The organism is Paenarthrobacter sp. CCNWLY172 (assembly GCF_037402035.1).
Lineage (GTDB): Bacteria > Actinomycetota > Actinomycetes > Actinomycetales > Micrococcaceae > Arthrobacter.
Window position 1 is genome coordinate 279,310 of record NZ_JBBEGB010000007.1, and the last position, 13,015, is coordinate 292,324.

Sequence of the window (13,015 nt, forward strand, 5' to 3'; positions counted from 1 at the left end):
AGCCGCGTAACCAGCCGAGTCACAGAGTACCTAGTGATAGCCGAATATGACATACAGCACATTTCAGGAATTTTGTCTTGTCACAGCGGTGGCGGTTCGTCATGGAACTACCCACAACGGACCGCAGGAATGTCCTGCGGTCCGTTGTGTGAGCCTGCCGGGAAAGATCAGCCCTTCGGCGTCACCTGAAGCCGGTCAAAGGACACCTGAAGGCCATCCTGATCCAGGACTACGACGTCGTCCCGGCCGTTTTGCACATCGGAGGGAAGGATGAACTCAACGGTGTTGCCTGTCGTGGGGAAGATCCATCCCAGGCGATGCCCCGTCTTGTTCAGGTACACGTAGTACCACTGGCCGTGGTCCAAACCCTGCAGCACTACCTTTTGGCCCGTGCGGTATTTATCTGCGGTGCCCAAGTCGATCGGCGCCGTACCCAGCTCCTGGACCTTGAGTTCGGGAGCGCTTTCGGGCTTTTCCGGCTGGACCTTCAGCTCGAGGGGATCACCCGATGCCGACGTTGCCGCCTCCAGCGCTCCGTTGCGGGCCGTCGCCTCAAAAGAGACCGCGCCCAGGCTGCCTGCAGCAACATCCACGGCCGTCAAGACGTAGTCCCGGGTGGCGGTAACAGTCTCACCGGCAGCAAGGGTGGCTGCAGAGATGCCGGCATCGGGGGCTTCCAGTCCGGTCACTGCAACGTTTCCGGCGTTGCCCACGGTGTACGTGTACGTCACCGGATCGCCGACGCTGGCGAAGCGGTCACCGTCGGTGTCGATCCACTGGGCAGAAACGGTTCCCTCAAGCTTGGGCTCGCGGACTTTCAGGTCCACTTCGCCGCCGTTCACCGTGATGGTCTTGGTGGTTTGGCCGGCCGAGCTGACTTCCCACGTGCTTGTCGGAACGAAGAACCCCTGCTCAGCTTCCTGTGCAGTCACCGTGTGGCGAGGGGTGGTGCACTGGTAGCTCTGGCCGGCCGGCAGCACGCTGTAGCGGCAGTTGCCCGGCCCCTCCGGAAGGAAGGGGCTGAAGTTACCGGCGGTCGGGACCACCTTCTCAACCAGCGGGCTCGTGTTCTTCACCGTGAAGGTGTACGGGACCAGGTCCCCTGCCGCGTACGGCTGGGTCGCAAGGTCACGCCCGACGTCGGCACGCGCCCCGCTGATCCCGGCCGTCAGCAGGCCGTCGCGCAAAGCGACGGCAGCGCCGGTGAACGGCACCGTCTTAGTGAGCGACGGCGTCGAGCTGGCTGTGATGCTGAAGCTGGCTTCCGGCACGAAGTAGCCACGCTCGATGTCGGCTGCCGTGATCACATGTTTGGCGGTGGTGCAGGTGTAGCTGGCACCTGGGGCCAGGTTGTTGAACCGGCAATTCGGGGCAGACGGTGGCAGGAAGCCGGAGTCGAATGTCCCGGAAACCGGTACTGAATTGGCCGTGACGTTCGCGGTGCTCTTGACGTTAAGCGAGTAGCTGAGGACGTCGCCCACCTGGTAGGGGCTGGCCACGACATCCCGGGTGGGTGCCGTTCCCGTGATCGTCAGGCCCACCTGCGGCGCAACCGGCACGGTGGCGGTGAAGGTGAATTGCGAAACCCGGCCATTCGCCGTCGTAAATGCTGCGTTGAGATTCTGCGGGCCACTGGCGTTGGCCGGTGCCGTCAGGGCAACGTTGACGGTCACCGAGGCTCCGGAGGCGACGTCGGGAACCGGCACCGTGGTGGCCGACCATCCGCTGGGTTTGTAGACGGTGGCTGTTGCGCCGGACAGTGTGGCGGCTTCCTGGTTGGTCACTGTCACGGGCACCTGCTGGGTGGCCCCCGGCGCGGTGGTGACGGCCTGGACGGAGAGCGGAGCGCAGGCGTAATTCAGCCAGGCGTCGTCGAACTTCGCGAACGGCATGTTGTCCGTGTAATTGCCTTCGTAAAGCACCCCGAACTTGCCCTCTTCCAAGCGGGTGACCGTGGAGTACGCGGAGAAGCCGGAGCGGATGGTGCGGACGCCCGGCCAGGTGGCACCGTCGTCGCAGGAGACACGGGCCGAGACATTTTCACGTCCGGTCTTGGAGTTCGCGTTGGTGAAGATGAGTTTTTTCGCGTCGGCCGAGCCCTGCGCCGCGTTGGGGAACATGCGTGCAATGGCCCCGTTGTTGGCGGGATCCGGGAGTTCCGTGTCCTGCGTGACCGGCCCGTAGGTAGCGCCGCCGTCCGTGGAAATGGCCACTTTACGGTAGCCCTGGTTGGCGTTGTCCCGGGAATTCAGCAGCACCCGGCCATCGGAGAGTTCCACGGTCTTGTTCTCGTCCATCCGGTCACCGACGTTGGCGCCCTTCTTCCACGTCACCCCATGGTCGTCGGAGTAGACACTGTAGGCCTGGATCTTGTTGGTGCCGTCTGCCTGGCGGATATCACCGGCGTACTGCTGGATGAGGCGGCCCTTGTACGGGCCGTACTTGAGCTGGATGCCCTCGCCCGAGGATGCGAAGTTGGAGCGCACGTCGCCGGCCACCGGGCTGGTTTTGCTGGTTCCGGGTTTGGTGACATTCGTAATAAGCCGCGGCTGGCTCCAGGTGACGCCGCCGTCCGAGGACTCGATGACCGCCGAGGAAATCACTGACCTGTCGGCATCGTTGTTACCGAACTGGCTGCCGCCGAAGCCCTGGTCCTTGGAGTACACAAAGAAATTGAAGACCTTGCCGGCCTCGGCGTCGTAGACGTAGGAGGGGTCGCTGTAGCCGTATTTGGGACCGCTGGCGTCGCCCACGTGCCCGGCGGCTATAACGGTGACAGGTCCCCAGGTCTGTCCGCCGTCAGTACTGCGGCGTTGGACTATCGAGTTGGGGTTCGGAGCATCCGCGGCTGAGCCCGGACGACCGTCCCATGATGCGAGCACCACGTTGTTGCCCAGATACGTCAGGGCGGGGATCCGGTAGAAAAAGTTGGCGGCCGTGCGGTCAGCCGCGATGTTGGCCTCAGTGAAGGTACCCGGCGCTGTCGCAGGGTTGTTGGGTGGGAGGGGGGCGGCGGTGGCCGGAAGAGCGAGGCCTCCAAGGAGGCCAAGGCTCAGTGCGCCGGCGGCTGCGATGCGGGCGAGCGATGGTGCAGGGGGTATGGATTTCAAATCCAAGGTCCTTTCGAATCGGCGCGAGGGACGTTCGTGTTACGTGCTACGTCGAACGTCCTACAACCATAGGGTGTTCGCCGTCACATTGCTAGGGATGACTTTCGGGCGCACCTCCCCCCGCGCTGAAGCGGTAGCCTCAAGGGCACACCGCCCACCGCTTTTGAACCTGGAGTTGCCGTGAAAATCCTCGTCCCGGACACCATCGAATTGAACCTCGCCGATCTCGCCACTTCAGGGGACCACCCGGTGGTGTACGCGGTGGACGAGCCCATCCCCGCCGAACACCGGGATGCCGAGGTCCTGGTGGTGTGGCGGAACACTCCGGAGAACCTCTCGGACGCCGCCGAGGAACTTCCGAAACTCAGGCTGGTCCAAACGCTCGCGGCAGGCCCGGACTCCGTTCTCGCTGCCGGATTCGCCGACAACGTGGCCATCACCTCCGGCCGCTCACTGCACGACGGTCCCGTGGCTGAACACGCGCTCGCGCTCGCGCTGGCAGCCATCCGCCGGCTGGATGTCCTGCTCGAATCCCAGAAGGACGCTCGCTGGAACAGCCCGTACAACGAGGCACAGTCCAACCCCGCGACCGAACAGCTCTATACACTCGACGGCGCCAACGTCACCATCTGGGGCTTCGGTTCCATCGCGGGGCGGCTGGCTCCCCTGCTGGCCGCTTTGGGCGCGAAGGTCACCGGCGTGGCCAATTCCAAGGGGGAGCGCTACGGGTTCCCGGTCGCTTCAACAGAAGAACTACCCGATGTTCTGCGCACCACGGATGTCCTGATTTCCATCCTGCCCGCGACGGCCGAAACCGCGGATGCCCTGAACGAGGACGTCTTGCGGGCCCTCCCGAAGACCGCCGTATTTGTGAACGTGGGACGCGGGGCCACGGTGGACGAAAACGCACTCCTGGCCGCGCTTACCGAGGGCCGACTGCGCGCCGCCGCCCTGGACGTCACCAAGGTTGAACCTCTCCCCGCCAGCTCACAGCTGTGGAGCGCCCCGAACCTGATCATCACGCCCCACGTGGCGGGTAACCGGCCCAAGGGCTCCGCCCGGCTGGTCACGGAAAACATCTCCGCCCTCAAGGAGGGCAAGCCGTTGACCAACCAAGTGGCCGGATAACCGATCCTCCGATTCCTCACGGGATTTCATTGCCACCGAATAGTAAGCATGCTTATGGTGGGTGGGTCCGGGGTGGCCAGCAGAGGGTTTCCATCCCACGCATAGCATGAGACAACGTGAGGAAACGTATGTACCTGCACACCCAGCTTCTCATCAATGAAATCGCTGCCGACGAGCCAGATCCCGCAGCCGCCAACGCCCTCCAGGAGGGTCTCGGCGGTCAATTCGGCGAGATGCGCACCATGATGCAATACCTCTTCCAGAGCATGAATTTCCGGGGTGACGCAGCTTCGAAACCCTACAAGGACCTTCTCCAGGGCATTGGCACGGAAGAGATCAGCCATGTGGAGCTCATCGGCACCACCATTTCCCAGCTCCTCGATGGTTCGCCCCGCTACCAGGGCAAGAAGTCCGATCCTGTGGACCAGCCAGGCGCGGGGGGAGCTACTCCCCTGAAGATCGCGCTGGACACCAGCAACATCCACCACTACCTGGTAGGTGCCCAGGGCGCTTTGCCGGTGGACGCTGCCGGCAATCCGTGGAGCGGCTCCTACGTCTACAACAGTGGCAACTTGGTCCTGGACCTGCTCTACAACCTGATGCTGGAATCCACAGGCCGGCTCCAGAAGTGCCGCATCTACGAGATGACGGAGAACAAGACGGCGCGCTCCACCATTGCGTACCTGATAGTCCGTGACCAGGCGCACGAGAATGCCTACGCCAAGGCCTTGGAGAGCCTGGGCGTCAACTGGGGGAAGGTCCTTCCGATCCCCAAAACCAACGCCGAGCAGTTCCCGGAGGTGAAGAAACTGCTGGACAAGGGCCTGCAAAGTATCCAGTACACCTTCAGCGCCGACAACCTGAGCGAAGCCGGCAAGCTCTACCGCGGAGCTTCGCCATCCAACGACGGAACCGAGCTCAGCACCGATGTGATGCCGGACGGATTCCCCATCACCATCTCCCCTGAACGCAAGGAAGAGTTCGCCCCCGGCCTGGATCCTGAGCTCCTGGCGCTCATCCAGGCCACAGCGGAGCAGGAACTAAAAGACGCGGACAGCCCCAAGGAAGGCAAGTCCGCGGCTGCCAAGACTGCAGCAACCAGCAAGAAGTAAATCCGCACGAAAAAGCGGGCCTGTCCTCGAAGGAGGACGGGCCCGCTTTTGGCGGAACGAGGAATTATCAGGCGTGCTCGTACGTGAGGCAATCGGCGGCTTCCCGGCCCGGGCCGACCTTGACGTCGTGGGCCTCGCACATGAGGTTGTTGTTGTGGACGCACTCCGAGCGCTGGCAGGCACCTACGTGGGCGAGGACCTTGGGAAGGCCGCCCATGGCATTGGTGTCAATGAACGTTGCACAGGATGCATGATCCGTGCTTCCACCGATGGTGATTCCAAAGGCGGTGCAGCCATCATGGTTGAATCCGCAGCTGCCAACGCTACAGGCGGATACTTCGGCAATGTGTTCGGTCATTGTTCCTCCTGGTGTGGATCCTGAATAGTACTGGGGCTGAACCCCGCGTGTACTTTCCAAACTACGCCGGAATCACGCCGGTTGACCCAATTTAATAGCGCATTTGTATGTGCCCTAATCCGCGCCATTCCGCGGAAAAACGGCAGATGCAAGGTGAGGCTTCACTTACTTGGAGTACGCAATGCGTCACTGATTTTAGCCCGCGTTTCGGCGTCCAACGGAGCGGTCACATGGCTGCTCCGCCCAGCCCTGTCCGCCAGGATTTTCTGGATCACCATGCGGCCCAATCCAGCAAAAACTGCCGCGGCGACAACGCCCAGCACCATGGATTTCGGTTTCTCAGCCATGCCGCAATCCTAGTGACACCGGACACCCCCTGCCAGTGCCGGCGCAAGCCCCGCCAGCAGGCACAAGCAGCCGCCGCCGTCGAGCCTTCAGTTGGGACTTTTGCACCGCCGCGGCGGGGTGTCCTCGCGCAATCCGCCTGAATAGGGTATGTGCGCCACTCCCGGTAGAATAGGTGTGCAAGCTCGCGGAGCGCCCCCCATGCCGTTCAAACATTGCAGTTCACCACCGTGTTTAACCCTGTGTTCAAGACGCTGTTTGAATGCGGCTGAATGGCGTGAGACGGCACCTCCGCGGCAGCCTTATTTAAGGTTCACCCAACTCACGCACAGGAGTTACCGGATGCCCCGGATCGTCGTTGACGTCATGCCCAAGCCCGAGATTCTGGACCCCCAGGGGAAGGCCATCGTGGGTGCACTGCCCCGCCTCGGCTTCAACAGCTTCAGCGCAGTCCGCCAGGGCAAGCGTTTTGAACTGACCGTCGACGGCGAGGTGACCGACGCTATCCTGGCCCAGGCCCGTGAAGCTGCCGAGACCCTCCTGTCCAACCCGGTGATCGAGGATGTTGTCAACGTCGAGGTCGTCGAGGCCTGATATGACGTCGATCCCCCTGATTGGCGAGGCTGTCGCCGTCGCCGCCGAGCCCCGGCTGGCAGGCGCCAAGGTTGGCGTCGTCACCTTCCCCGGTACCCTTGACGACCGCGACGCCGCCCGTGCAGTGCGGCTCGCAGGCGCCACGGCGGTGCCCCTCTGGCATGCCGATTCCGAACTCGGCGATGTTGACGCAGTCATCATCCCCGGCGGTTTCTCCTACGGTGACTACCTTCGCGCCGGCGCCATTTCGCGCTTCGCGCCGCTGATGTCCAAGATCATCGATGCCGCGAACTCCGACGCGAAGCTCCCGGTGTTGGGTATTTGCAACGGCTTCCAGATCCTCACCGAGTCGCACCTGCTCCCCGGTTCCATGATCAAGAACGACCACCTGAAGTTCATCTGCCGCGACCAGACGCTGCGCGTGGAAAACGCCAACACCGCCTGGACCGTGGACTACACCGACGGCCAGGAAATCATTGTGCCGTTGAAGAACCAGGACGGCCAGTACATCGCTGACGAGAAGACCCTCGATGCCCTTGAGGCTGAGGGCCGCGTGGTGTTCCGCTACGTCGGATTCAACCCGAACGGTTCCCGCCGCGACATCGCGGGCATCTCCAACGCCGCGGGCAACGTGGTGGGCCTCATGCCGCACCCCGAGCACGCAGTGGAGACCGGCTTCGGCCCGGAGGCTGGCTTGTCCGGCTCCGCCGGCGAACCCCGCGACACCGACGGCCTGGGTTTCTTCACCTCCGTTTTGACCAAGATTGTGGGAGGCGACAAGTGACCACGGAAACCACCAAGAAGTTCAACATCGACACCGTTGAGCATGCTGCCAAGACCCCGGACACGGAACTCCCGTGGGCCGAGCTGGGCCTGAAGCAGAACGAATTCGACGAGATCGTCAAGGTCCTGGGCCGCCGCCCCACCGGCGCCGAGCTGGCCATGTACTCGGTCATGTGGAGCGAGCACTGCTCCTACAAGTCCTCCAAGAACCACCTCCGCCAGTTCGGCGAGAAGGTCACCGAGGAAATGAAGAAGGACATGCTGGTGGGTATCGGCGAGAACGCCGGTGTCACCAACCTGGGCGACGGCTGGGCCGTGACGTTCAAGATCGAGTCCCACAACTCGCCGTCCTTCGTTGAGCCGTACCAGGGTGCCGCTACTGGCATCGGCGGTATTGTCCGCGACATCATCTCCATGGGCGCCCGCCCGGTTGCCGTGATGGACCCGTTGCGTTTCGGCGCAATCGACCACCCGGACACCGCACGCGTCATGCACGGTGCTGTCGCCGGCATCGGTGGTTACGGCAACTGCCTTGGCCTGCCGAACATCGGCGGCGAAATGGTCTTCGACTCCGTCTACCAGGGCAACCCGCTGGTGAACGCCCTGGCTGTTGGCGTCATGCGCCACGAAGATATTCGCCTCGCCAACGCCTCCGGCAAGGGCAACAAGGTAGTCCTGTTCGGTGCCCGCACGGGTGGCGACGGCATCGGCGGCGCTTCGGTGCTGGCCTCGGAGTCCTTCGATGACACCAAGCCATCCAAGCGTCCTGCCGTCCAGGTGGGCGACCCGTTCGCGGAGAAGGTCCTGATCGAGTGCTGCCTGGAGCTCTTCAAGGGCTCGCTGGTTGAAGGTATCCAGGACCTCGGCGCCGCAGGTATTTCCTGCGCCACGTCCGAGCTCGCCTCCAACGGCGACGGCGGCATGGAGGTGGAGCTGACCTCGGTCCTGCTGCGCGATCCCACGCTGACGCCGGGCGAGATCCTCATGTCCGAGTCGCAGGAACGCATGATGGCCGTGGTCACCCCGGAGAACATCGAAGCGTTCGAAGCTGTCATGGACAAGTGGGCCGTCGAGTACTCCTGGTTGGGTGAGGTCACCGACACCGGTCGCCTCATCATCACCTGGGAAGGCGAAGTAATCGTCGACGTCGATCCCCGCACCGTTGCGCACGACGGCCCGGTCTACGACCGTCCGTTCGCCCGCCCGGAGTGGCAGGACTCGGTGCAGGCCAACGCCTTCACCGGTTCCGTTGAGGATGCCGGCCGCCCAGCAGCTCCGTCCGAGCTGGCAGCAGCCGTCACCGAACTCGTTGCATCGCCCAACATGTGCAGCAAGGCCTGGATCACCAACCAGTACGACCGCTACGTTGGCGGCAACACGGCCATGGCCTTCCCGGATGACTCCGGCGTGGTACGCGTTGACGAGGAAACCGGACTGGGTGTTGCCCTGGCTACCGACGCCAACGGCCGCTACACCTATCTGGAGCCGTACCAGGGTGCACAGCTTGCGCTGGCCGAGGCCTACCGCAACGTCGCAACGTCCGGCGCTGTTCCGATGGCTGTCAGCGACTGCCTGAACTTCGGTTCCCCTGAGGACCCGGACGTCATGTGGCAGCTCGCCGAGGCCATCCGCGGCCTGTCGGATGCCTGCATGGAGCTCGGCATCCCGGTCACGGGCGGCAACGTCTCCCTGTACAACCAGACCGGCACCACACCCATCCACCCCTCCCCCGTGGTGGCAGTCCTGGGCAAGCTCGACGACGTCGCCCGCCGCACGCCGTCGGGCTGGCGCGAGGACGGCCAGGCCATCTACCTGCTGGGCACCACCGCAGCAGAGTTGGACGGTTCGGAATGGTCAAACCTCCGCGGACACCTCGGTGGCCTGCCCCCGAAGGTCGACCTCGCAGCAGAGCGCGCCTTGGGCGAGATCCTGATCAACGCTTCCCGCGATGGCATGGTTGACGCAGCACACGACCTCTCCGAAGGTGGCCTCGCTGCTGCCTTGGTAGAATCCTCGCTGCGCTACGGTGTGGGTGCCCGGATCGCCCTTGAAGAACTCATGGAGCGCGATGGAGTGGACCTGTTCACAGCCCTCTTCTCCGAGTCCCAGGCCCGTGCGATCGTGTCCGTGCCGCGCTCCGAGGAAGTCCGCTTCAAGGACATGTGCACCGCCCGCGGCTTCGCCCACCTCCGGATCGGCGTTGTTGACGCTGCCGGTGGAAAGCTGGAGATCAACGGTGTGGACGAGCTCTCCTTGGACGCTCTCCGCGAAGCACACGAAGCCACCCTGCCGAAGTACTTCGGCTAAACGACTGGCCAAGCAAAAGGCCCCTGCACGCGCCCGCGAGGACGATTGCAGGGGCCTTTTGACGTCTTACAAGGAGATTACGCCGGCCAGGTCCGCAGCCGGGTCAACTGCTCCGTGAACTCAGCCCCGGGCAAGGGCCTGCCGAAGTAATACCCCTGGCCGCTGGCGCAGCCAATGCTCTGGAGCGCCGCTGCTTCCTCGGCGGTTTCGATGCCTTCCCACACTCCTTCCAGCCCACAGGACCGGATGACCTCCTGGATGGCCGCCAGGAACGCGAGCTGGGAGGGGTCCCTTCCGAGGTCCTTCACAAATTGCCGGTCCACTTTCACCCGGTCCACGGGGAGTTTCCGCAGGTAGCCCATGGACGAATATCCGGCACCGAAGTCATCGATTTCAAGTCCCACACCCAGCCTGTGCAGGCTCGCCAGGGTGTAGCGGTCCAGCTCATTGTTCTGGATGATGGCGCTTTCGGTCAGCTCCAGGACGAGCGATTCCGGCCGCAGGCTTTCCTCGGCAAGGGCTTCGCTGACGTCGTCCACGAACTCGAGGCTCTGCAGGTCCGCAGCGGAGACATTGATGCGCATGGAGAAGTCATGCTGGGCCGTGGCCGGGTTGTCCCGCCACTGACGCAACTGCCCCACGGCCGTGCGCAGGACCCACCTCCCCAGTTCCGCGATGAGTCCCGTAGCCTCGGCCACGGGAATGAACTGGTCCGGCATGATCAAGCCGTGCACAGGGTGGTTCCACCGGACCAGGGCTTCGCAGCCTTCGATCCTTCCCGTGGCCAGCTCCACGATCGGCTGGTAGTTCAGGACCAACTGATCTGTACGGATGGCTTCGCGGAGTTCACCCACAATCTGCCGCTGGAGCTGCCGGGCGTGCAGCGTGGCGGGATCGAACACCCTGAGCTTGTTCCGGCCCTCGCTCTTGGATTCCTCCACAGCGATATCGGCTTCCTGGAGCAGGTCCTCGAGGGTATGGTGTGGCTCTGCTGTCCGCAGTCCCATGCTTGCACCGCAGCGGACGCTGTTGTTCCCAAGGTCGATGTTCGGTTCCAGCGCGGCCAGGATGCGGTTGCCGACGGCGGTGGCCCGGTGTTGCGGGGTGGCGGGCAACAGCACCGCATATTCGTCGGCACCCAGGCGGGTGACGACGTCGTTCTCCCGTGCGGCCGACTGGATTCGCATCGCCACGGTGACCAGGACTTGGTCCGCCGCGGCAAGGCCGGCGGAGTTCTTCAAAGCCTTGAAGCCGTCCAGGTTCACGAGGAGGAGCGCAGGTTGAGCCGAACCGTGGGCCGCGGCGTTCCGTGCCGCAACGAAGGCCTCCACCAAGGCCAGACGGTTGCCGAGTCCGGTGAGTGCATCAGTGAGCGCTTCGCGGCGCTGCTCGTGGCGGACATGGTGGAGCTCTTCCATGAGCGCTTGGACGTGCCGTTCCAGTTTTTCGATGCGGGAGTCAGCGTCAGCGGGGACAAGTCTTCGGGGCTTGGTGCTGGTCACGATTCTTCCAGGCGCCGCAGCGTGGTATCAGCGACAGCCTGCGGCTTGGCGACGGGATTGCGGCGCTCGTCCAGGAACAGCCGGTAGGAGGCGACGTCCATCCTGCCATCGGGCTCCACCCTCTTGCCCGCGCGGTACACGTGGGTGATCCAGGAGCCGCCGAGGATGGCCTCGATCCAGGCGTCGCATTCGGCCAGAGGGAGGTGGACGCGGGTCCCGGTGTTCCTGCGGTGACCCGCGATGGACACCGTGATGCAACTGCCCAGCAGGCCTTTGTCAGCAGTGAACCAGGCCAGACCTTCCACATCGGCCACGATGGTCAGGTTGGCGTTCCCGTCCTCCACCGATTGAACGGGACCCATCCGGACTGACCGGCGGTCCGCATTCAGGGACGTCGGCGTTCCAGCCATGTAGGGAGCGCTGGTGATGTTTTGCCGGAAGGCGGACAGCTCCTGGGTGTGCTGGATCTGGATCCTGGTGGTGAGTTCGTTGAAGGTCATGATCGTGCCTCATCCGCGATAATGGCCGCCTGATGGCGGTCAGCTCCTACAATCCGGTTTCTTCCTTGCGCTTTGGCGCTGTACAGGGCTGCATCCGCCACCTCAATCATGAATTTCATGTCAGCACCAGCGGGGATGCTGGAGGTGACTCCATAGCTGATGGTGGGAAAAGCGACGCCCTCGGGCGCCGGGGTGGCTGCCATCCGGCGGCTGATTTCGGCTGCGATGTCCTCGGCCCGGTCCTGCGTGGCCCCGGGCAGGAACAGGATAAATTCCTCACCGCCGTAACGCCCGATCAGATCGGTGGACCTGACCGAGGCACCGCAGGCCTCGGCAAAGGCCTGGAGAGCCTTGTCCCCGGCTCCGTGACCGAATTCGTCGTTGACGGCCTTGAAATGGTCAAGGTCCGCAAGGACTATGGCTGCGCCGGATCCTGCGGACTGCAGGCGGTGGAGTTCAGTGGTGGCCATGTCCAGGAAGGTTCCCCGGTTAAGGAGGCCGGTCAGGTGGTCGCGGTCGGCCCGTTCCTTGAGTCCCTTGATGAGTTGGTCGCTGGTAAGTGCGGTCATGCTGAAGGACACGGTGACCAGAAGCACCATGGATATCAGTGCCGAAGGTGCAGGTCCAAAGTACGTGGTGAACGTGTGGCTTGACGGGCCTTCCAGTACAAAAACGAGCCACCTGCCCAGGTAATAGCCGGCAAGCAGGCCCGCCGCGACGGACAGGGCTTTGTGGACCTGGGAGTGCGAGGACTTGATGAACCACAAGTCATAGGCGGCCAAGGCAATGCCCACGGTCATCATCGCCAGATAGACGAATCCGCCGGACCATACATTGGTCCCGGGACTATCCAGGAAGGACGCGACGGCGGTAACGGCGGGACCGATGGCCAACTGCCATGGTGCCGCTTTCCGGTCCCGAAGGGTCTTTGCGCCTGCCCAAACGCTGAACGCTCCGGCCACCACCAGGATGTTGCCCACGGGGTTGGCCCATTGCTGGTGAGGGGTGCCGTTGAGCAGGAAAGCTGCGTTGCCCACCATGAATTCCAGCAGGGCCAGGCTCCACCAGCCCGCATAAGGTGAGCGGGTGCGCTGGAAGGAGATACAGAACAGCACCAAGAGCGTCACCGTGACTACGCCTAAACCAACCCGTACCGAGAAAGCATCGAGCACCGTGTCCAACCCCCTCAGCTGGTCATCCTGCGGCTTTGAGTTCAGTGTGGCGAGGCTTACTCAATCCCACTGCGGCATTTGCTCAGGATTTGCTCAAGATCAGG

11 protein-coding genes are annotated in these 13,015 nt (G+C 63.5%); 5 read left to right on the top strand and 6 right to left on the bottom strand.

The annotated features are described in order from the left end of the window. Positions 1-167: 167 nt before the first annotated feature. Entirely contained in the window at positions 168-3,110 is a 2,943-nt protein-coding gene (locus tag WBN73_RS13415; protein WP_337340490.1) for an exo-alpha-sialidase, read from the bottom strand. Between the two features lie 180 nt (positions 3,111-3,290). Here WBN73_RS13415 and WBN73_RS13420 point away from each other — a divergent pair, with 180 nt between their 5' ends. Both WBN73_RS13420 and WBN73_RS13425 read left to right on the top strand, forming a co-directional pair. Beyond that, a complete protein-coding gene (locus WBN73_RS13420) occupies positions 3,291-4,238 on the top strand; it encodes an NAD(P)-dependent oxidoreductase (protein ID WP_207596173.1) in 948 nt (315 codons plus the stop codon). 128 nt (positions 4,239-4,366) lie between these two features. Continuing rightward, a complete protein-coding gene (locus WBN73_RS13425) occupies positions 4,367-5,350 on the top strand; it encodes a manganese catalase family protein (RefSeq protein WP_207596172.1) in 984 nt (327 codons plus the stop codon). A 67-nt stretch (positions 5,351-5,417) separates the two neighbouring features. Here WBN73_RS13425 and WBN73_RS13430 read toward each other — a convergent pair whose 3' ends face one another. Further along, positions 5,418-5,708: a DUF1540 domain-containing protein gene (locus tag WBN73_RS13430; protein ID WP_207596171.1), complete on the bottom strand. Its 291-nt coding sequence runs from the start codon at positions 5,706-5,708 to the stop codon at positions 5,418-5,420. A 161-nt stretch (positions 5,709-5,869) separates the two neighbouring features. Continuing rightward, positions 5,870-6,055 carry a hypothetical protein gene (locus tag WBN73_RS13435; RefSeq protein ID WP_207596170.1) on the bottom strand — a complete coding sequence of 62 codons (186 nt, stop codon included), beginning with the start codon at positions 6,053-6,055 and terminating at the stop codon, positions 5,870-5,872. Positions 6,056-6,395: 340 nt separating this feature from the next. On the opposite strand from WBN73_RS13435, the gene purS reads away from it, so the two are divergent. The 3 genes from purS to purL are packed head-to-tail and all read left to right on the top strand — an operon-like array spanning position 6,396 to position 9,737. Next, positions 6,396-6,647 carry a phosphoribosylformylglycinamidine synthase subunit PurS gene (gene purS / locus WBN73_RS13440; protein WP_011773385.1) on the top strand — a complete coding sequence of 84 codons (252 nt, stop codon included), beginning with the start codon at positions 6,396-6,398 and terminating at the stop codon, positions 6,645-6,647. Position 6,648: 1 nt separating this feature from the next. Then, entirely contained in the window at positions 6,649-7,431 is a 783-nt protein-coding gene (gene purQ / locus WBN73_RS13445; protein ID WP_337340491.1) for a phosphoribosylformylglycinamidine synthase subunit PurQ, read from the top strand. Then, positions 7,428-9,737, top strand: a complete 2,310-nt coding sequence (gene purL, locus WBN73_RS13450; RefSeq protein ID WP_207596168.1) for a phosphoribosylformylglycinamidine synthase subunit PurL — start codon at positions 7,428-7,430, stop codon at positions 9,735-9,737. The genes purQ and purL overlap by 4 nt, the downstream gene beginning before the upstream one ends. Positions 9,738-9,814: 77 nt before the next feature. Here purL and WBN73_RS13455 read toward each other — a convergent pair whose 3' ends face one another. The 3 genes from WBN73_RS13455 to WBN73_RS13465 are packed head-to-tail and all read right to left on the bottom strand — an operon-like array spanning position 9,815 to position 12,920. Continuing rightward, a complete protein-coding gene (locus tag WBN73_RS13455) occupies positions 9,815-11,239 on the bottom strand; it encodes a putative bifunctional diguanylate cyclase/phosphodiesterase (RefSeq protein ID WP_337340492.1) in 1,425 nt (474 codons plus the stop codon). After that, complete coding sequence (locus tag WBN73_RS13460; protein WP_207596166.1) at positions 11,236-11,739, bottom strand: hypothetical protein; 504 nt, start codon at positions 11,737-11,739, stop codon at positions 11,236-11,238. Before WBN73_RS13460 ends, WBN73_RS13455 begins: the two co-directional genes overlap by 4 nt. Continuing rightward, a complete protein-coding gene (locus tag WBN73_RS13465) occupies positions 11,736-12,920 on the bottom strand; it encodes a GGDEF domain-containing protein (protein WP_207596165.1) in 1,185 nt (394 codons plus the stop codon). The genes WBN73_RS13460 and WBN73_RS13465 overlap by 4 nt, the downstream gene beginning before the upstream one ends. Positions 12,921-13,015: the final 95 nt, after the last annotated feature.

Coding starts and splice junctions, on each gene's coding strand:
- WBN73_RS13425 (WP_207596172.1), top strand. CDS start 4,367: ATGTACCTGCACACCCAGCTTCTCATCAATGAAATCGCTGCCGACGAG.
- WBN73_RS13430 (WP_207596171.1), bottom strand. CDS start 5,708: ATGACCGAACACATTGCCGAAGTATCCGCCTGTAGCGTTGGCAGCTGC.
- WBN73_RS13460 (WP_207596166.1), bottom strand. CDS start 11,739: ATGACCTTCAACGAACTCACCACCAGGATCCAGATCCAGCACACCCAG.
- purQ (WP_337340491.1), top strand. CDS start 6,649: ATGACGTCGATCCCCCTGATTGGCGAGGCTGTCGCCGTCGCCGCCGAG.
- WBN73_RS13435 (WP_207596170.1), bottom strand. CDS start 6,055: ATGGCTGAGAAACCGAAATCCATGGTGCTGGGCGTTGTCGCCGCGGCA.
- purS (WP_011773385.1), top strand. CDS start 6,396: ATGCCCCGGATCGTCGTTGACGTCATGCCCAAGCCCGAGATTCTGGAC.